Genomic DNA, 17,609 nt, shown 5'->3' on the forward strand with positions numbered 1-17,609 from the left:
GGGCGGGCTACAAACCCTGCCAGAGCCGAATCACAGCCTGAATGTGGGCGCCAGCTTGCTCGCTCCCACGTCTGAATTGGGTATCAACCAACGCGTCACCAACTGCCAGAAGCCCCACCACCGCCACTGGAACCACCGCCACCAGACGAACTGCTGCTGGAGCTGGAGCTGCTGGAACTCGAACCGGACCCGCCGCCCGAGCCAGATCCAGCCCCCTCGCCAACCTTGCCAAAGATAATCAGCGCGACAAACGATGCGATGGGAAACGCCAGCAGCCAGCCATCGCGTCCGCCATCGATCACCAGCCCGGCGACCACGTACACGGCCAACGCCGCCAGCAGTCGCACGAAAAACCCTGCGCGGCTGCTCCTCCAGGTGTGCCTCATGATCAGCAGCAGCACCAGGTACAAGCCCAGCACTACCCCTACGCACAGCGGCCATAGCAGCCAATGGATAAAACTGACGTCCACATAGTGATCCGCAACCACCAACCCGACGCTATAGACCAGCAGCCCGATCACGCCGTAGAACAGCGGGCGTACCTGCCACAAGGCACCGAAGGTGGCGCCGCCAATCAACAGGGTCAGCGGCATGACAAACAGGAACATCGGCCATTGTTGACCGCCACCGAGCAGTGCCAGCAACAACGTGGCCGCCACCGCAAGGATCAAGCCTTTGCGCCAACGCAGCTTGCCGGCGGCGATCAGCACGCCACCCAGGCCACCCAGGACAAACGCCGCCAGTATCGCGATAAATCGGGGGTTGACCCCGGGCCCGGCCACCTTGGGCAGGTCGCCGCCGTCCACCAACACGATCAGCGCATCCACACCTTGTTGGACACCACCAGCAAAGTCCCCCTGGCGAAACGCCGGGGTGATGCGCTCTTCGATAATGCGGTGGGCCAGCAGGTCGGTGACCGTGCCTTCCAGGCCGTAGCCCACCTCGATGCGCACCTTGCGGTCGCCCTTGGCCACTACCAGCAGGATGCCGTCGTCGACGTCCTTGCGCCCCAGCTTCCACGCGCGGAACAGTTGGTTGGCATAGTCCTCAATGCCGTCGCTGCCGGTGGTCGGCACCAGCAATATCGCGACTTGCGCACCTTTGCGCCGTTCAAGCTCGGCGAGTTGGTTTTTCAAGCGCTGGGTGGTGGTGGCGTCGAGGGTATTGGTCAGATCAATCACCCGTTGGTCCAGGGCCACCCCGATAGGCGACGGGTCAGCCTGGGCCAGGCTCATCACGCCGACAAGCAACAGGGCCAATAGACTCAACACCGATTGCCGCAGAATCATCACCATGCTTTGTTACCTGAAGTATCTTCCTGAAGGCGCCGACTTTACCTTATCGACGTATAACACGTGACCCCAGGCCTGCGACTATCTAAACTGCCGCCACGCCCACATAGCTATTCGCCATCTACGAGAACGCCATGGACCTACGCCACCGCAACAATGTCAGTGTGATGGGCCATGGCCCTTCGACCCTGGTGTTTTCCCACGGCTTTGGCTGTAACCAGGCGATGTGGAATTACCTGGCGCCGCACTTTCTCGAGCGTTTTCGCGTGGTGCTGTATGACTTGGTCGGCGCCGGGCTGTCGGACCTGAGTGCGTTCGACAAAGCCAAATACAGCAGCCTGGACGGCTATGCCCGCGACCTCAACGAGATCATCGACGCCTACGCCCAAGGCCCGGTGATTCTGGTTGGCCACTCCGTCAGTGCGATGATCGGCACCCTCGCCGACCGTTTCACCCCCGGGCGCATTGCCGCGCACGTGATGATCGGCCCATCGCCGCGCTATATCGATACCGAGGATTACGTCGGCGGCTTCAAACGCGACGATATCGAAGACCTGCTCGATACCCTCGACAGCAACTACCTGGGCTGGTCCAGCGCCATGGCCCCAGTGATCATGGGCGCCCCGACGCAACCGGCATTGAGCAACGAACTCACCGAAAGCTTCTGCCGCACCGAGCCGGACATCGCCAAGCAGTTGGCCCGCGTGACCTTCCTCTCGGATAACCGCCACGACGTGCAGGGCCTGGCCACTCCGGTACTGATCCTGCAATCGAGCGACGACTTGATCGCCCCCGTGGCCGTGGGTGAATACCTGCATGCCGTGATGCCCAACAGCACCTATTGCCTGGTGGACAATGTCGGCCATTGCCCACACATGAGCGCGCCCCAGGCGTGCGCGGCGGCGATGGACTCGTTCCTGGCGCCATGGGCAGTTGCCGATGCCTGACTCGCTGTTTGACAGCGCCGCCTGCGCCCTGGCCGTGACCCAGGAGGACGGCAGCATCCTGCACGTCAACCCGCGCCTGAGCGACTGGCTCGGGTTCAGCGCGGCCGAGTTGCAGGGGCGCAGGTTCCAGGACCTGCTGACCATGGGCGGGCGGATCTTCTACCAGACCCACCTGGCACCGATGCTGCGCATGCATGGCAGCGTCACCGAGGTGAAGCTCGACATCCGCCATTGCGCCGGGCACAAATTCACCGTCTTGCTCAACGCCAGCCAGCGCCAGCAGCCCGACGGCGTGGTGTATGACCTGGCGCTGTTCGGCACCACCGACCGTGACAAGTACGAGCGCGAACTGCTCAATGCGCGCAAGTTGGCCGAAGCCCTGCTCCAGGAAAAAACCGCCACCGAACTGGCCTTGCACCAGGCCCAGGCCGAATTGAGCGAGGCCTATGCCATCGCCCAGCGCCGGGCGTTGTTCGCTGAGCAGATGGTGGCGATTGTCAGCCACGATTTGAAAAACCCACTCACCGCGATCCGCATGGCTTCGGACTTTCTCCAGCGCGGCGAGCGCACGGCCAAGGAGCGCCAGTTGCTGGGGCACATCGGCCAGTCGTCGGAACGCGCTCAACGCATGATCGCCGACCTGCTGGACTTCACCCAGGCCCGAGTCGGCCAAGGCATCACCATCAAGGCGGTACCGCTGGATTTGCACAATGTGATCCAGCATGCGGTGGACGAACTGCGCGTAGCCTTCCCTGCCGCCACGCTGGTGCATCACGCCGAGGGCCTTGGCCAAGCGTGCCTGGATGCCGACCGGGTGCAGCAGATCATTGGCAACCTCGTCGCCAACAGCGTGGCCTATGGCGACCTGCTGCAACCGATCACCATCACCTCGCGCCTGGGCGACAACGCCTGCGCCGTCGCCGTGCACAACCATGGCCCGGCAATTCCCGAAACACTGCTTGCGGGGCTGTTCGAACCCATGACCCGTGGCACCGATCAGGGCAGCGACGTGCGCAGCGTCGGCCTGGGCCTGTATATCGTGCGCGAACTGGCCAGGGTGCACGGCGGCGATGTGGCGGTGAGTTCCTGTGTGGTGGCCGGCACCACCTTTACCGTGATGTTCTAGTACAGGTACGCGGCGCCCTGCATGATCGGTTCTACATGGCCGGTCAGTATCACCCCGCCCTGCCCGTCCCATTGCACCGTGACCGTACCGCCGTCGCACTCGACCGCCACGGTGTCATCGAGCAGCCCGCGCCGAATTCCATTGACCACCGCCCCGCAACAACACGAACCGGACCCCAACGGCACAGCGCCGCCACGCTCCCAGATGCGCAGGCGGATATGGCTGCGGCTCAGCACTTGTACGAAATGTACATTGGTCTTGGCCGGGAACAGTGGGTGAACTTCCAGTGCCGGGCCGACCGTCGCGACGTTGATGGCGGCGATGTCCTCCACGAAAAACGTACAGTGCGGGTTGCCCATGCTGCAAGCCGCCGGGCTGCCATCGATGGGCAGCACGCGGGTGTCGATCGCCTTGGCCAGGGGCACCGCTGCCCAGTCCAGCAACGGCGCGCCCATGTCCACCGACACCTGCTGCCCTTCGACGCGGGTACACGTCAGTAACCCACGCTCGGTACGCAGCACGACGGTCTGGGTACCGGCCTCGTGCATCAGGCGGTCAGCCACGCCGCGGGTAGCGCTGCCGCAAGTGTGCAGGCGCGTGCCGTCGGGGTTCCAGAATTGAATACGCGCGGCGGCATCCTCACAGTCGAGCACCACCGCCAGTTGATTGAAACCGATGCCCGTGTGGCGATTACCCAGGCGACGGGCAACCTGCGCAGTGATGGGGTTGTCCTGGCCACGGCGGTCGATGATGATGAAGTCGTCGCCGTGGGCGTGCATTTTCACGAACGGCAAGGTCATGGGTGCAGGTCCTGTTGTCGAAGTGAAGCAGTTCTAATAACACTGTAGGAGCGAGCTTGCTCGCGAAAATCGTGAAGACGACACGTTTTACCTGCAAGTACGCGTTATCGTTGACGTTCTTCGCGAGCAAGCTCGCGCCTACAAAGGGTTGATGGTCATGCTTATCGTATTCAGCGGCCTGCCCGGCAGCGGCAAGACCACGATTGCCAGGGAACTGGCGCGACAGATCGGCGCGGTTTACCTGCGCATTGATGTGATCGAACAGGCACTGCGGGACGCAGCGGTATTGATGGGCGATGTGGGTGCCAGCGGCTACGGCGTCGCGAATGCGCTGGCGCTGAGTAATTTGCGCTTGGGGCAGCGGGTCATTGCCGATTGCGTGAACCCGGTCAGGGAGAGCCGCCAAGCCTGGCAGGCGGTGGCGACGACAGCGGGGGTAGAACTGATCAATATCCAGGTGGTGTGTTCTGATCAGCAGGAGCACCGGCGCCGTGTGGAAAGCCGGGTGGGCGATGTTCCCGGGCTGACGTCGCCGACCTGGCAGTCAGTGCTGGTGCATGAGTACGAACCCTGGGATGAACCGGCGTTCAGGCTTGATACAGCGCGGATGACGCCGGCACAGGCAGTCGCGACAGCCCACGCACACCTATTCAATGTGGGAGCTGTCGAGCTTTAGCCGGATTCAGTCGGGGAAATTACCGCGCAACGCCTCGAGCCCACCGCTGTAGACGCCGGCAAACAGTTCTTCCACTGCCGCATCCGTAGTGCCTGCTGCCGGGGTGAACACGCCGGACCAAGTCACTTTCGCCGACGTCTCAGTCAGCGCTTCAACCTGCAGGGTCGCCAGATAAGCACTCACCGGAAACGGCGACGCCTCAATGGTATAGCTGTAGGTGCGCGCCACGTTGTCGAAGCTCTGCAAGCGCTCGACGATCTGGCCGCCGTCAGCCGTGGTCAGGTGGCGCACACGGCCGCCGTCGCCTGGCTCGCTCTTGGCGATGAAGGGCAGCCAGTCGGGCAGGCTGTTGAAGCCGCCGATCAGTTGCCAGACCTGATCGGCCGGTGCCGGGATTTCAATTACAGAAGATGCTGTTGCCACGATAAATACTCCAAACAGAGAAAAATCAGATCGCCATGCTGTCGACAACGCCGCCGTCGACCCGCAACGCGGCACCGGTGGTGGCAGACGACAGCGGTGAAGCAATGTACGCCACCAGGTTCGCCACTTCATCCACATTAGCGGCGCGTTGGATGATCGAGGTGGGCCGCGCATTACGCACGAACACATCGGCCTCTTCCCGCGCACTGCGCCCGGACTGGGCCGTAGCGTCCTTGAGCATCTGCTCCAGGCCGTCGGTAAAGGTCGGCCCCGGCAGGATTGCATTCACGGTGACGCCGGTGCCCGCCAGGCGCTTGGCCAAACCGTGGGACACCGCAAGGTTGGCGCTTTTGGTCACGCCGTAGTTGATCATATCGGCCGGCGTAGCCACGCCGGACTCCGACGACACAAAGATCACCCGGCCCCAGCCCTGCTCGACCATGCCCGGCGCATAATGGCGCGCCAGGCGCACGCCGGAGATCACATTGACCTCATAGAAGCGCGCCCACTCGCTGTCCGGCGCCTCGAAGAAATCAACATCGTTAAAGATGCCGAGGTTGTTGACCAGGATATCGGCGCGAGGTTCGGCGGCGAACAGTTTCTCGGCGCCCTCAAGGGTGCCGAGGTCGGCCACCAATCCGCGCAGTTCGGCGCCGGGCACCACTTGGCGGATGCTGGCCAAGGCGTCTTCGACCTTGCCCGGGTCCCGACCGATCGCCACTACCGTGGCCCCGGATTGCGCCAGGGCCTGGCTGATGCCCAGGCCGATACCAGCGGTGCTGCCGCTGACGATGGCCACTTTGCCGCTCACATCGATGTTCATACTTAAACTCCTTGGGAATTAGAGAGGCAAAGGCGCACGGTCAGATATCAATCGGGCCTCGCGCAACGCTTGCCAGAAGGCTGCTGGAATCTTCTCTGACAACGCCGCGACGTCTTCGGCAATCCGCCCCGGACGACTGGCACCGGGAATCACCGCCGCCACTGCCGGGTGCGCCAGAGAGAACTGCAGCGCCGCGGCTTTCACGCTCACCCCAAACACCTGGGCGATCGCCTTGATCTGTTCGACCTTGCTGATGATCGCCGGGTTGGCTGGTTGGTATTCGAAGTGCGTGCCGCCGGCAAGAATGCCGGAGCTGTAGGGGCCACCAACGACAATTTCGACGTGCTGGGCCAAGGCCGAATCCATCAAGCGTTGCAGGGCGCGCTCGTGGTCCAGCAGGGTGTAGCGGCCGGCCAAAAGGAAACCGTCGGGCTGGGCCTCAGCCAGGTCCAGGGTCAGTTCGCAAGGTTCGACACGATTGACGCCCAGGCCCCAGGCCTTGATCACGCCCTCTTCACGCAAGCGGGTCAGTACTTTGAACGCGCCGGTACGGGCCTGGTTGAAGTACTCCAGCCATTGGTCGCCGTAGAAGTCCTGGGCGATGTCGTGAACCCACACGATGTCCAGGCGATCGGTCTGCAGGCGTTCGAGGCTGTCTTCAATGGAGCGTAGAGTGGCGTCGGCGCTGTAGTCATTGAGCATCTTGTTCGGGCGGCCGTGTTCGAACACGCCGCTTTTTTCGCCGAGGTCGCGAGAGCCGGCTTCTACTTCATCCAGAATCACCCGGCCGACCTTGGTGCTGAGCACGTAGTCATCGCGATTGTAGTTAGACAGGGCCTGGCCCAGGCGGATTTCCGACAGGCCCGAGCCGTAGAAGGGTGCAGTGTCGAAGTAACGCACGCCGTGGTTCCAGGCGGCCTCGACAGTGGCCTGGGCTTCATCTTCAGGAATGGCGCGGAACATATTGCCAAGGGGGGCGGTGCCAAAGCCCAGTACGCCGGGCAGTTTGTCTTTCAAGCTCATGGTGGGATCCTCAATCGGTTCAAGGGGGTGACCGTTGAGCAGATCCTAGATTGCGCTGGTCAGACCGTCCAAGACATACTGCGACCAACTTGAGTCCCCAGAGGTCTTACATGATCGATCTACGCCAACTGCGCTACTTCGAAGTGGTCGCCGAAGAAGAACACGTCGGCCGCGCCGCCGAACGCCTGCACATCTCTCAATCACCCCTGAGCCGCCAGATCGCCCAGCTCGAAGAGCGGCTGGGCCTGACCCTGTTCGAACGCAGCCAGCAGCGAATCCGCCTGACCCGCGACGGCCAGACCTTCCTGGCCGAAACCAAGGCGCTGCTGACCCACGCCAATCGCCTGGAGTCCCTGGGCAAGCGCCTGGGCCGTGGGGAAGAAGGCGGCTTGTGCATCGGCTATATCGAAAATGCCATGCATGCCGGCGTACTGCCCAATGCCCTGCGCATCCTGCGCGATGACCGGCCCACCGTGCACATCAAGCTGTACAACCTGCCCTCCCTTGAGCAATTGGAGGGCTTGCGCCAACGCAGCCTGGACATCGCCCTGGTGGGCGAACCGCCTGCCGCCGACGACCCGGACCTGACCGCCTTGCAAGTGCTCGACGACCCGATGCTGCTGGCCCTGCCCGAACAGCATCCGCTGACCAGGCAAAGCGAATTGTTGCCTGAACACCTGGCCGAACAACAATGGATCGGCGTGCAGCGCAAACCCGGCGCCAACCCCGCCGATGATTTCGTCGCCGCCTGCATCCGTGCCGGGTTCACCCCGCAGATTCCCATGGAAGCCAGCGAGCCCTTTACCGCATTGGGCCTGGTGGCCTCGGGGCTTGGAGTGGCGATGGTGCAGAAGGGCCTGAGCCGCAACGCACCGCCCGGCGTGGTGTTGCGCGAGCTGCCATGGCTGAGCTACACCACACCGCTGTGGGCGGCATGGCACCGGGTCAACCTGCGACCATTGGTGGAAACGTTTCGCAAGGTGCTGACTGAACCACCGCTATCGGGAGCAAGCCCCCTCCCACATTTCAACCGCGTTTTGCCTGAATAAATGCGATCAACTGTGGGAGGGGGCTTGCTCCCGATGAGGGAATGTCAGCAAACAGATCTGTGACCGACCCACCGCCATCGAATCATCACACCAGCCCCGCATTTCTAGCGCGCCAACCTCGCCATGATCCCCGCCGAATTGACGAAAATCGCAATCCCCACAAACACCAGCCCAATCGCAACCCCCTGCCCCAGGCTCAGCTGTTCACCGAAGAACACATAGGACGTGAACAGCCCCGACACCGGTACCATCAACAACAACGGCGCCACCCGCGAAGCCGGGTATTTCTTCATCAGGTTGTTCCATACCCGGTACCCGACGATGGTAGTGATATAGCACTGGAACACAATCGAGAACCCCGCTCCCCAGGTCAGGTCGGTGACCAGGTGGGTCAGCGGCTCGGCACCCTCGAACCACAAGGTCATCAACAACAGGACGGGAATCGAAAACAGGCTGGACCAGACGATAAAGGCCACCATGTCCTCAGGCTGGTTGACCTTGACGATCAAGTTGCACAACGACCACGACAACGCCGCCAGCAACACCAGCAAAATGCCCAGCGTGGTCGAGGCGTGTGCCGACAGGTGCAGGATCATGAACAGCCCCAGCGCAGACAACAGCATTCCCGCCCCGTGGACCCTGCTTATGGGTTCCTTGAGAAACAACCGGCTCATGATGAGGGTGAAGAACGCACTGAACTGCAGGAACACCGAAGACATCCCCGCCGACAGCCCGTTGTGCATCGCCACGTTGACCACGCCCCACAGCCCGGCGCCGAACAACACGCCATAGGCGGCCAGCAGGACGTAGGAAGCGCCCTGTGGCTTAGGAATGAACATCACCAGGGGTAACGCACAGAAGGTGAACCGCAGCAGGGTCAGCACAAACGGGTCCAAATCCTCGAGGCCCAGGCCAATGACCGAGAAGTTGGCGCCCCAGATTATCGTTACCGCCAGCCCTGCGATTAAATCGGATTTACTCAGGCGCATGGCCCTTCCCCCCCGTTATGCCAGCGTCTTGGGCGGCACGGGGGCTGTCTATAAGCTCCTCCCTGGACCGCAGCTTGTGCGGGGCGAAATTTACGCAAAGATCTGCACGCGGGTAACTAACCGTACGGTCAGTAGGCAAGGGACGGAAAAAGTGTCTTGAAAAAAGCCCTTCCGCTTTTCGCCACAATGCCCCGCCCCTTTAAACACCGCCTGGGGTCAGAGCATCTCGCGCAAGCGATACCACAACATGCCCAGCGCCAGCAGCGGCGAGCGCAGTGCCTTGCCGCCCGGGAAGGTCATGTGCGGCACCTGGCTGAATATATCCAGGCCGCGGCTGCTGCCGGCGTGAATCGCTTCGGCCAGAAGCCGTGCGCACCAGTGCGTGACGTTGAGGCCATGGCCGGAATAGCCCTGGGCATAGAACACATTCGGGTACTGCTGCAACCGTCCGACCTGGGGAAAGCGGTTGGCGGTGATGCCGATCTTGCCGCCCCACTGGAACTCGATGGCGGTGTTGGCCAGTTGCGGGAACACCTTGAGCATTTTCGGGCGCATATACGCGGCGATGTCTTGGGGATCGCGCCCCGAGTAATGGCAGGCGCCACCGAACAACAGGCGTCGGTCAGCGCAAAGCCGGTAGTAATCCAGGCCGACTTTCTGGTCGCACAGCGCCAGGTTCTGTGGGATCAACTGTTGCGCCACGCGTTCAGGCAGCGGCTCGGTAGCAATGATGTAACTGCCGGCCGGCAGCACCTTGCCGCTCAAACGCGGCTCCAGGTCTTCCAAATGCGCATTACACGCCAGCACCAGTTGGGCGGCGCGCACAGTGCCCGCGGCGCAGCGCACCTGCACGGTGTCGCCATGGATCAGTTCCAGCACTTGCGTGTGCTCGAAGATTTTCACGCCAAGGGCCTCGGCCACCTGGGCCTCGCCCAGCACCAGGTTGAGCGGGTGCAGATGTCCTGAGCCCATGTCGACCAGGCCGCCGGCATACACCGTCGAGCCCACCACCTGCGCCATGTCCTGGGGGCCGACCAGTCGCGTTTCATGGGCGTACCCCATGGCCGCCAAATGTGCCTGTTCGCCCTTGAACGCCGCAAACTGCGCCGGGGTGTTGGCCAGCTCACAGAAGCCCCAGCGCAGGTCGCAATCGATGCCATGCTCGACAATGCGCTGGCCCACCAACGCCACCGAGTCGATGCCGGCCCGCTCCAGGTAACGCACGCCCTCCTCACCCACGTATTTGGCAAACCCCGAGACATCATGGCCGATGCCACGGATCAACTGCCCGCCGTTGCGCCCACTGGCACCCCAGCCAATGCGCCGAGCCTCCAGCAGGATCACCGAGAGCCCGCGCTGGGCCAGTTCGATGGCGGTGTTGACGCCGGTAAAACCGCCGCCGATCACACACACATCGGCGCTCAGGTCTGTACCCAGGGCGGCACGCTCAGGCAATGCGTGGGCCGAGGCGCGATAATAGGACTGGGCGTGGTCATGGGACAGCATCATTTGTTGGTCTTCACTTTGCTCCAGGCGCGGGTCATCAGGCGCATGGTTGCCGGGGTCGGCGTGGTGGAAATATAGAGTTTGTCGAGCACTGCCTGGGGCGGATACACCTCGGGGTTGTCCACCAGTTCCGGGGCCATGAACGGCTTCGCCGCCGGGTTGGCGTTGGCGTAGCCCACCGAGGCGCTGACCTTGGCGATCACTTCGGGGTCGAGCAGGTAGTTGATAAAGGCGTGGGCCTGCTTGGGGTTGGTGGCGTCTGCCGGGATCGCCAGCAGGTCGAACCACAGGTTGGAGCCTTCCTTGGGAATCGAGTAGGCAATGTTCACCCCATTCTTGGCTTCCTTGGCGCGGTTGGCGGCCTGGAATACATCGCCGGAATAGCCGAACGCGACGCAAATATCGCCGTTGGCCAGGTCCGAAATGTATTTGGAGGAATGGAAATAGGTAACGTAGGGCCGCAACGTCAGCAACTTGGCCTCGGCTTGCTTGTAGTCCTCGGGGTTCTCGCTGCGTGGGTCCTTGCCCATGTAGTTAAGGATCGCCGGGAACAGTTCGTCCGCCGAGTCGAGGAAGGCCACGCCACACTGGTTGAGTTTCTTGATGTTCTCGGGCTCGAACAGCACCGCCCACGAATCGATATGGTCGATGCCCAGCACCTGCTTGACCTTGTCGACGTTGTAGCCGATGCCATTGGTGCCCCAGAGGTAAGGCACCGAGTGGGCGTTACCCGGGTCGTTCTGCTCCAGCAACTTGAGCAGCTTGGGGTCGAGGTTCTTGAAGTTGGGCAACTGCGCACGGTCGAGCTTGAGGAACGCGCCGGCCTTCACCTGGCGCGCCAGGAAATGGTTGGACGGCACCACCACGTCATAGCCGGTACGCCCGGCAAGCAACTTGCCCTCCAGGGTTTCATTGGAGTCGAACACATCGTAGATCACCTTGATCGAGGTTTTCGCCTGGAAATCCGCCAAGGTGGTCTCGCCAATGTAATCAGTCCAGTTATAGACGCTGACCGTCGGCGCGGCCTGACCGGCACTGCTGAATGCCGCCACCAGGGCCAGCGGGAGAAGCTTGTTCACAAGACGCATATCGACACCCCTTTTATGATTGTTTTTAGACGCTCAATAGCAGGAACTCACGCTCCCAGGAACTGATCACCCGCTTGAAATTCTCGTGCTCGGCGCGCTTGACCGCGACGTAGCCGCGCACGAATTTCTCCCCCAGGTACTGCTTGACCGTGTCGCAGTCCTCCATGCGTGCCAGCGCATCCTCAAGGGTGAACGGCAAGCGCAGGTTGCGCCGTTCATAGGCGCGGCCTTCCACCGGCGCACTGGGTTCGATCTGCTCGATCATGCCCAGGTAGCCACACAGCAGGCTGGCGGCAATCGCCAGGTACGGGTTGGCATCGGCGCCCGGCAAGCGGTTTTCCACGCGCATCGCTTCCGGGCTGGAGGTGGGCACACGCAGGCCAACGGTGCGGTTCTCTTCGCCCCACTCGACGTTGACCGGCGCCGAAGTGTCCGGCAGGAAGCGGCGGAACGAATTGACGTTGGGCGCAAACATCGGCAGCAGCTTGGGGATGTACTTCTGCAAGCCGCCGATGTGATGCAAAAACAAGGGGGTCATGCGGCCATCGGCATCGACGAACACCGGTTTGCCGGTGGCGATCTCCACCACGCTCTGGTGCAGGTGCATGGCACTGCCCGGTTCATCGGCCACCGGCTTGGCCATGAAGGTCGCGGCGACGTTATGCTTGAGCGCGGCCTCACGCAGGGTGCGCTTGAACACGGTGATCTGGTCGGCGAGGTCCAGGGCATCGCCGTGGCGAAAGTTGATTTCCATCTGCGCCGGGCCGTCTTCGTGGATCAGCGTGTCGAGGTCCAGGCCTTGGGCTTCGCACCAGTCGTAGACGTCTTCGAACAGCGGGTCGAATTCGTTGGCGGCGTCGATGGAAAACGATTGGCGCCCGGTTTCGGCACGCCCGGAGCGGCCGATAGGGGTCTTCAACGGCAGGTCCGGGTCTTCGCAGCGCTGGGTCAGGTAGAACTCCATTTCCGGCGCGACAATCGGCTGCCAGCCCTGGTCGGTGTAGAGCTGCAAGACTTTCTTGAGCACGTTGCGCGGCGACAGTTCGATGGGGTTGCCCTGTTTGTCGAAGGTGTCGTGGATCACGATGGCAGTGGGTTCGATGGCCCAGGGCACCACGTAGGTGGCGTTGGCCACCGGGCGGCAGATCATGTCGATATCGGCCGGGTCGAGCAGGTCGTAGTAGATATCGTCGTCGACAAAGTCCCCGGTTACCGTCTGCAGCAACACACTTTCCGGCAGGCGCATGCCTCGCTCATGCAGGAACTTGTTGGTGGGTGCAATCTTGCCTCGCGCGATGCCAGTCAAATCACTGATCACGCATTCGACTTCGGTAATCTTGTGTTCTTTCAGCCAGGTGGAGAGCTGATCGAAGGGGGCGTTCATAAGGACCTCGTCTTGGGTGGGATGCGACGCCGGCTTGTACTTGCAGCGCATTGAGGTCTATCTTGGGCCAGCCTTCAAACCGCATCTATCCACTTTGCACGCAGCACAACGCACCAATAGAGTGCGCACGGATCACCCATGACACAGGCAACCGCTTTGCGCGTACAGGCCTTCGCTACCGGCGATGTGGCCGCCCAATGCAGTGCGACACCCGGTTGGGTGCAGCAGTACCAGCAGATGTCGCCCGGGCATTTTTCCGGGCGGGTACGCTACCTCGACCTGCAAGGCGTGCAGGTATACGAGGAGTGCATGAACACCCGCGTGGAACAGCATTTCAATGCACCACCCGGGGCCCTGGCGTTCTGTTTCGACGGCAGCGACAACAGCCTGTATATGCTCAATGGCGAAAGCCGCAATACCTGGATCACCCCGGAAAACTACCGTGAAGTGGCGGTGGTGTTCGGCCCGCAGTTTGTACAGCGACATGGGCTGGACGTAGCAAAACTTGAAGGGTTGTTCATGGCTCCGCTGAGGTGCCAGCAGAACGCGCTGTTCACCCGCTGGCTCAGTGGCACGCTGACACGTTTGTCGGCACTGACCGACCCCATCAGCCGCGATGCCCTTACCCAGCAACTGCTCGACGACTGCCTGTTTATCCTCGACAACGCCTGCGTGTGCCTGGACCGCGACTCATTGCAAAAGCGCAGCGAAGCACGCCGGTTGATGGCGCGCATCGGCGAATGGGCGGCGGATGCGCCGGATGAAAGCGTCAACCTGCTGGAACTGGCGCAGATTGCCGGCGTGCCGTTGCGCCAATTGCAGCAAGGTTTCAAGACCTATACCGGGATGAGCCCGGCGCAGTGGTTAAGGATGCGCCGCTTGAATGGGGCGCGGCGGGAGCTGTTGAGCGCGACGAAGACGACGGTTGCCGAAGTGGCGATGAACTGGTCGTTCTGGCATTTGGGGCGGTTCTCTAACAGCTATCGAACATTGTTCAAGGAACTGCCCAGCGAAACGCTCAAGCGCTCACTTTGAAATGCAGTCAAAAATGTGGGAGGGGGCTTGCTCCCGATGACGGTAGATCAGTCACCTGATACTGAGACTGACCCAACGCTATCGGGAGCAAGCCCCCTCCCACAGGGGATCGCATTTCAAGGCTGGGATTTGAGGAAGGTTGCGATCAGCTGGTTGACCTGTTCCGCCGCTTCCAACTGCACCATATGCCCCTGCCCCGGCAGTATCTCCACCTGGGCCTCCAGGCCCTGGGCATGGTCGGCCGGGATGATTGCATCGTCACTGCCCCAGATCACCAGGCTCGGTTGCTGCCCCACCACGTTGCGCAAATCCAGGCGCTGGCGCCCGCCTTCAAACAACTGCGCATTGAGTTGCTTCAAGGCCTGATCCACGCCTTCCAAGCGCTTGAACTTGAGCATGTCCTCCAACATCTGCCGCGTCACCAGCGCCGGGTCGCTGAACAGTTGCACCAGTTGCGGCTTGAGCGCATTACGGTTGTTGGCCTCGGTAAAACCGTGCAGGTAATCGCCATTGATAGCCGCCCCCAACCCGGCGCTCGCGATCAGGGTCAGGGAGGCAACGCGCGCGGGTGCCTGGCGCGCAACCGTCAGGCTGACCAGCCCGCCCATGGAGTGCCCGGCCAGGTGCACGCGGTCGAGCTGCAGGTGATCGAGCAAGGCCAGTACGGCCTGGCTCAGTTCCTCGGCGTCCCCCGTTTGCAGGGCCTTGCCCGACTCGCCATGCCCTGGCAGGTCCAGGGCGATCACCCGGCGTTCGGCGGCCAGGGCCGGTTGGTTGAACAGCCAGTTGTTCAAGTCGCCGCCAAAACCATGCACCAGCAACAGCGGTGTAGCGCCTTCGCCCAGGTCGAGATAGCGCAACAGGCGCCCGCCCGCCTCGATCTTCTGCGCACTCGGCCCGGTGGCTTCGGCTTCGGCGCGGCTGGAGACAAAGCCGGCGTTGAAGCTGTCGATCACCGCATCGATCTGCGCCTCGCTGGCCTCACCTTCCACCACGATCCCCAGCAGCGCGCCCACCGGCAAGGTCTCGTCGCTCAGCGCCAGCACTCGGCGCAATACACCGCTGAACGGCGCCTCGACACTGCTGGAGATCTTGTCGGTTTCCACGTCCAACACCTCCTCGCCCTTCTCCACCCGGTCGCCGGGCTGCTTGAGCCAGGCATCGATGCGGCCTTCGGTCATCGACAGCCCCCACTTGGGCATGGTCAAGGTATGGATCATGCGGCATTCCTCCTGTCGGCGATCTTCAGCACCGCGGCCTCGATCTTCGCCGCGTTGGGGATGTACAGGTCTTCCAGGGCATCGGAAAACGGCACCGGCGTGTGCGGCGCAGTGACCATCTCGATCGGCGCACGCAGGAAAGAAAAGCCTTGCTGGGCCACCAACGCACTGATGTCGGTGGCGATGGAACAACGCGGATTGGACTCGTCGATCACCACCAGGCGCCCGGTTTTTTCCACACTCTCAAGGATGCTGTCTTCGTCCAGCGGGCTGGTGGTACGCAGGTCCAACACCTCGCAGTCGATGCCCTGGCGCGCCAGGTTGGCGGCGGCTTCCAGGGCGATGTGCACCATGCGCCCGTAGGTCACCAGGGTCACATCGCGACCTTCGCGCACAAAATTGGCCTCGCCGAACGGCACGGTGTAGAGCTCTTCCGGCACTTCGCCTTGCAGGCTGTAGAGCATCTTGTGTTCGAGGAAGATCACCGGGTCGTTGTCGCGGATCGCCTGGATCAACATGCCCTTGGCGTCATACGGCGTAGCCGGGCACACCACCTTGAGGCCGGGAATGTGCGTCCACATCGAGGTGAGCATCTGCGAATGCTGGGCGGCCGCGCGCAGGCCGGCGCCGTACATGGCGCGCACTACCAGCGGCGTGGTGGTCTTGCCGCCGAACATGTAGCGAAACTTGGCCGCCTGGTTGAGCAACTGGTCGAGGCAGCAGCCGATAAAGTCGACAAACATCAACTCGCACACCGGGCGCATGCCACGGGTGGCGGCGCCGACGGCCATGCCGACGTAGCCGACTTCTGACAACGGCGCGTCGAGTACGCGCTCCGGGAACTCATGGTAAAGACCTTTGGTCACCCCCAGCACACCACCCCAGGCGTCCTGCTCGCCGGGCGAACCGGTGCCGCCGGACACATCCTGGCCAATAATGAACACGCTCTGGTCCCGGCGCATTTCCTGGGCGAGGGCTTCGTTGATTGCCTGCTGATAGCTGATTTTGCGAGCCATGGGATTTTCTCCACCTGTTGTTGTTATTAGCGGTAAGCGACGTAGACATCACTGAGCAGGTCGACGGCCTGGGGTTTGGGATCGGACTTGGCCAGGCGCACGGCGTCGTCGATCAACTGCGCGACCTCGCCGTCGATACGTTCGAACTGCGCGGCATCGAGCCAGCCTTCGGCATTGCAGCGCTGGCGGAACAGGGCGAGGCAGTCGTGGGATTCGCGCAGGTTCTTGACTTCATCCGGGCCGCGGTAGGTTTGTGCATCGCCTTCGAAGTGGCCATAGAAGCGGCTGAGCTTCACTTCCACCAAGGTCGGCCCTTCGCCCTGGCGTGCGCGCTCCACCGCCACGCCCAGCGCCGCGTGCACCGCGAAGAAATCATTGCCATCGACAATCACCCCCGGCATGCCAAAGCCCACTGCCCGCTCGGCAATGTCCTTGCACGCCACCGACCAGCCGGAACCGGTGGCCTCGGCATAGCCGTTGTTCTCGGCGACGAACAGGCACGGCAGCTTCATGATCGACGCCAGGTTCATCGCCTCGAACACCGCGCCCTCGTTGGAGCCGCCGTCGCCGAAGAACGCCACGGCCACGCCCTGGCTGCCCTTGAGCTTGGAGGCCAGCGCAGCGCCTGCCGCCAACGGCGCACCGGCACCGACAATGCCGTTGGCGCCGAGCATGCCCTTCTCTTGGTCGGCAATATGCATGGAGCCGCCCTTGCCGCCGCACACGCCGGTTTTCTTGCCGTAGATCTCGGCCATCATGCCAAACACGTCCACGCCCTTGGCGATGCAATGGCCGTGACCACGGTGGTTGGAGGCGATGCAGTCTTCATCGTTGAGGTGCACCATGACCCCGGCGGCGCTGGCTTCCTGGCCGGCATACAGGTGCACGAAACCAGGGATCTCGCCGGTGGCGAATTCCACATGCAGGCGTTCTTCGAAGTCACGGATGGTGCGCATCACTGTGTAGGCATGCAGCAATTGATCGGTGGACAGGTGAGTGGACATCTTGTTGTTCTCCAGGTTGTCTCGACACACAAAAGGCTGGCTGCGGCCAGCTGTAAGCGCTTGAGCACAGGCTGTGCCAAGGCCCACGAAAAACCGGCAAAGCCTTGACCCAGAGCAGTGCCGAACGGTTGTACCGCTGCGCCATGCCAGCGCAGAATGAGACCCGCCATTGCACAGTGCAGGCTCCGTCTCAGGCGGACTGAGACGC

17 protein-coding genes are annotated in these 17,609 nt (G+C 62.4%); 5 read left to right on the plus strand and 12 right to left on the minus strand.

Annotation, left to right across the window (positions count from 1 at the left end):
* Positions 1-95: 95 nt before the first annotated feature.
* Positions 96-1,295, minus strand: a complete 1,200-nt coding sequence (locus ASD70_RS09045; RefSeq protein ID WP_056846249.1) for a TPM domain-containing protein — start codon at positions 1,293-1,295, stop codon at positions 96-98.
* 131 nt (positions 1,296-1,426) lie between these two features.
* Here ASD70_RS09045 and ASD70_RS09050 point away from each other — a divergent pair, with 131 nt between their 5' ends.
* Positions 1,427-2,239 (plus strand): alpha/beta fold hydrolase, encoded by an 813-nt coding sequence (locus ASD70_RS09050; RefSeq protein WP_046068544.1) that lies wholly within the window; start codon positions 1,427-1,429, stop codon positions 2,237-2,239.
* On the plus strand, positions 2,232-3,365 hold the full coding sequence (locus ASD70_RS09055) for a PAS domain-containing sensor histidine kinase (RefSeq protein WP_046068545.1): 1,134 nt from the start codon (positions 2,232-2,234) through the stop codon (positions 3,363-3,365). Before ASD70_RS09050 ends, ASD70_RS09055 begins: the two co-directional genes overlap by 8 nt.
* Here the strand turns inward: ASD70_RS09055 and dapF are convergent.
* Positions 3,362-4,165 carry a diaminopimelate epimerase gene (dapF, locus tag ASD70_RS09060; protein ID WP_046068546.1) on the minus strand — a complete coding sequence of 268 codons (804 nt, stop codon included), beginning with the start codon at positions 4,163-4,165 and terminating at the stop codon, positions 3,362-3,364. The two genes, ASD70_RS09055 and dapF, sit on opposite strands and share 4 nt — an antisense overlap.
* Before the next feature lie 157 nt (positions 4,166-4,322).
* Here dapF and ASD70_RS09065 point away from each other — a divergent pair, with 157 nt between their 5' ends.
* Positions 4,323-4,841 (plus strand): AAA family ATPase, encoded by a 519-nt coding sequence (locus ASD70_RS09065; protein ID WP_056846250.1) that lies wholly within the window; start codon positions 4,323-4,325, stop codon positions 4,839-4,841.
* A gap of 6 nt (positions 4,842-4,847) precedes the next feature.
* On the opposite strand, the gene ASD70_RS09070 is transcribed toward ASD70_RS09065, so the two are convergent.
* The 3 genes from ASD70_RS09070 to ASD70_RS09080 are packed head-to-tail and all read right to left on the minus strand — an operon-like array spanning position 4,848 to position 7,110.
* Positions 4,848-5,264, minus strand: a complete 417-nt coding sequence (locus ASD70_RS09070; protein ID WP_046068548.1) for an SRPBCC family protein — start codon at positions 5,262-5,264, stop codon at positions 4,848-4,850.
* Positions 5,265-5,289: 25 nt separating this feature from the next.
* A complete protein-coding gene (locus ASD70_RS09075; RefSeq protein ID WP_056846251.1) occupies positions 5,290-6,087 on the minus strand; it encodes an SDR family NAD(P)-dependent oxidoreductase in 798 nt (265 codons plus the stop codon).
* A gap of 18 nt (positions 6,088-6,105) precedes the next feature.
* On the minus strand, positions 6,106-7,110 hold the full coding sequence (locus tag ASD70_RS09080; RefSeq protein ID WP_046068550.1) for an aldo/keto reductase: 1,005 nt from the start codon (positions 7,108-7,110) through the stop codon (positions 6,106-6,108).
* A gap of 110 nt (positions 7,111-7,220) precedes the next feature.
* On the opposite strand from ASD70_RS09080, the gene ASD70_RS09085 reads away from it, so the two are divergent.
* Complete coding sequence (locus ASD70_RS09085) at positions 7,221-8,159, plus strand: LysR substrate-binding domain-containing protein (RefSeq protein WP_046068551.1); 939 nt, start codon at positions 7,221-7,223, stop codon at positions 8,157-8,159.
* A 104-nt stretch (positions 8,160-8,263) separates the two neighbouring features.
* On the opposite strand, the gene ASD70_RS09090 is transcribed toward ASD70_RS09085, so the two are convergent.
* The 4 genes from ASD70_RS09090 to ASD70_RS09105 form a co-directional block, all read right to left on the minus strand.
* A complete protein-coding gene (locus ASD70_RS09090) occupies positions 8,264-9,148 on the minus strand; it encodes an EamA family transporter (RefSeq protein WP_056846252.1) in 885 nt (294 codons plus the stop codon).
* Positions 9,149-9,364: 216 nt separating this feature from the next.
* Positions 9,365-10,657 (minus strand): NAD(P)/FAD-dependent oxidoreductase, encoded by a 1,293-nt coding sequence (locus ASD70_RS09095; protein WP_056846253.1) that lies wholly within the window; start codon positions 10,655-10,657, stop codon positions 9,365-9,367.
* Positions 10,654-11,742 carry a polyamine ABC transporter substrate-binding protein gene (locus tag ASD70_RS09100; protein ID WP_046068554.1) on the minus strand — a complete coding sequence of 363 codons (1,089 nt, stop codon included), beginning with the start codon at positions 11,740-11,742 and terminating at the stop codon, positions 10,654-10,656. Before ASD70_RS09100 ends, ASD70_RS09095 begins: the two co-directional genes overlap by 4 nt.
* Before the next feature lie 25 nt (positions 11,743-11,767).
* Positions 11,768-13,126: a glutamine synthetase family protein gene (locus tag ASD70_RS09105; RefSeq protein WP_046072492.1), complete on the minus strand. Its 1,359-nt coding sequence runs from the start codon at positions 13,124-13,126 to the stop codon at positions 11,768-11,770.
* 138 nt (positions 13,127-13,264) lie between these two features.
* On the opposite strand from ASD70_RS09105, the gene ASD70_RS09110 reads away from it, so the two are divergent.
* A complete protein-coding gene (locus ASD70_RS09110) occupies positions 13,265-14,161 on the plus strand; it encodes a helix-turn-helix domain-containing protein (RefSeq protein ID WP_056846254.1) in 897 nt (298 codons plus the stop codon).
* 116 nt (positions 14,162-14,277) lie between these two features.
* Here ASD70_RS09110 and ASD70_RS09115 read toward each other — a convergent pair whose 3' ends face one another.
* Genes ASD70_RS09115 through ASD70_RS09125 form a run of 3 tightly spaced genes read right to left on the minus strand, consistent with a single transcriptional unit; the run spans position 14,278 to position 17,401 of the window.
* Positions 14,278-15,381 (minus strand): acetoin dehydrogenase dihydrolipoyllysine-residue acetyltransferase subunit, encoded by a 1,104-nt coding sequence (locus tag ASD70_RS09115; protein WP_056846255.1) that lies wholly within the window; start codon positions 15,379-15,381, stop codon positions 14,278-14,280.
* Complete coding sequence (locus ASD70_RS09120) at positions 15,378-16,397, minus strand: alpha-ketoacid dehydrogenase subunit beta (protein WP_056846256.1); 1,020 nt, start codon at positions 16,395-16,397, stop codon at positions 15,378-15,380. The genes ASD70_RS09115 and ASD70_RS09120 overlap by 4 nt, the downstream gene beginning before the upstream one ends.
* A 26-nt stretch (positions 16,398-16,423) precedes the next feature.
* Positions 16,424-17,401, minus strand: a complete 978-nt coding sequence (locus ASD70_RS09125; protein ID WP_056846257.1) for a thiamine pyrophosphate-dependent dehydrogenase E1 component subunit alpha — start codon at positions 17,399-17,401, stop codon at positions 16,424-16,426.
* Positions 17,402-17,609: the final 208 nt, after the last annotated feature.

The organism is Pseudomonas sp. Root569, from assembly GCF_001427465.1.
GTDB classification, from domain to species: Bacteria; Pseudomonadota; Gammaproteobacteria; order Pseudomonadales; family Pseudomonadaceae; genus Aquipseudomonas; species Aquipseudomonas synxantha.

Bases quoted from the DNA above. Each gene is read 5' to 3' on its own strand.
- ASD70_RS09115 (WP_056846255.1), bottom strand. From the start codon at position 15,381: ATGATCCATACCTTGACCATGCCCAAGTGGGGGCTGTCGATGACCGAA.
- ASD70_RS09080 (WP_046068550.1), bottom strand. From the start codon at position 7,110: ATGAGCTTGAAAGACAAACTGCCCGGCGTACTGGGCTTTGGCACCGCC.
- dapF (WP_046068546.1), bottom strand. From the start codon at position 4,165: ATGACCTTGCCGTTCGTGAAAATGCACGCCCACGGCGACGACTTCATC.
- ASD70_RS09125 (WP_056846257.1), bottom strand. From the start codon at position 17,401: ATGTCCACTCACCTGTCCACCGATCAATTGCTGCATGCCTACACAGTG.
- ASD70_RS09105 (WP_046072492.1), bottom strand. From the start codon at position 13,126: ATGAACGCCCCCTTCGATCAGCTCTCCACCTGGCTGAAAGAACACAAG.
- ASD70_RS09110 (WP_056846254.1), top strand. From the start codon at position 13,265: ATGACACAGGCAACCGCTTTGCGCGTACAGGCCTTCGCTACCGGCGAT.
- ASD70_RS09085 (WP_046068551.1), top strand. From the start codon at position 7,221: ATGATCGATCTACGCCAACTGCGCTACTTCGAAGTGGTCGCCGAAGAA.
- ASD70_RS09090 (WP_056846252.1), bottom strand. From the start codon at position 9,148: ATGCGCCTGAGTAAATCCGATTTAATCGCAGGGCTGGCGGTAACGATA.
- ASD70_RS09045 (WP_056846249.1), bottom strand. From the start codon at position 1,295: ATGGTGATGATTCTGCGGCAATCGGTGTTGAGTCTATTGGCCCTGTTG.
- ASD70_RS09075 (WP_056846251.1), bottom strand. From the start codon at position 6,087: ATGAACATCGATGTGAGCGGCAAAGTGGCCATCGTCAGCGGCAGCACC.
- ASD70_RS09100 (WP_046068554.1), bottom strand. From the start codon at position 11,742: ATGCGTCTTGTGAACAAGCTTCTCCCGCTGGCCCTGGTGGCGGCATTC.
- ASD70_RS09050 (WP_046068544.1), top strand. From the start codon at position 1,427: ATGGACCTACGCCACCGCAACAATGTCAGTGTGATGGGCCATGGCCCT.
- ASD70_RS09120 (WP_056846256.1), bottom strand. From the start codon at position 16,397: ATGGCTCGCAAAATCAGCTATCAGCAGGCAATCAACGAAGCCCTCGCC.
- ASD70_RS09055 (WP_046068545.1), top strand. From the start codon at position 2,232: ATGCCTGACTCGCTGTTTGACAGCGCCGCCTGCGCCCTGGCCGTGACC.
- ASD70_RS09065 (WP_056846250.1), top strand. From the start codon at position 4,323: ATGCTTATCGTATTCAGCGGCCTGCCCGGCAGCGGCAAGACCACGATT.
- ASD70_RS09095 (WP_056846253.1), bottom strand. From the start codon at position 10,657: ATGATGCTGTCCCATGACCACGCCCAGTCCTATTATCGCGCCTCGGCC.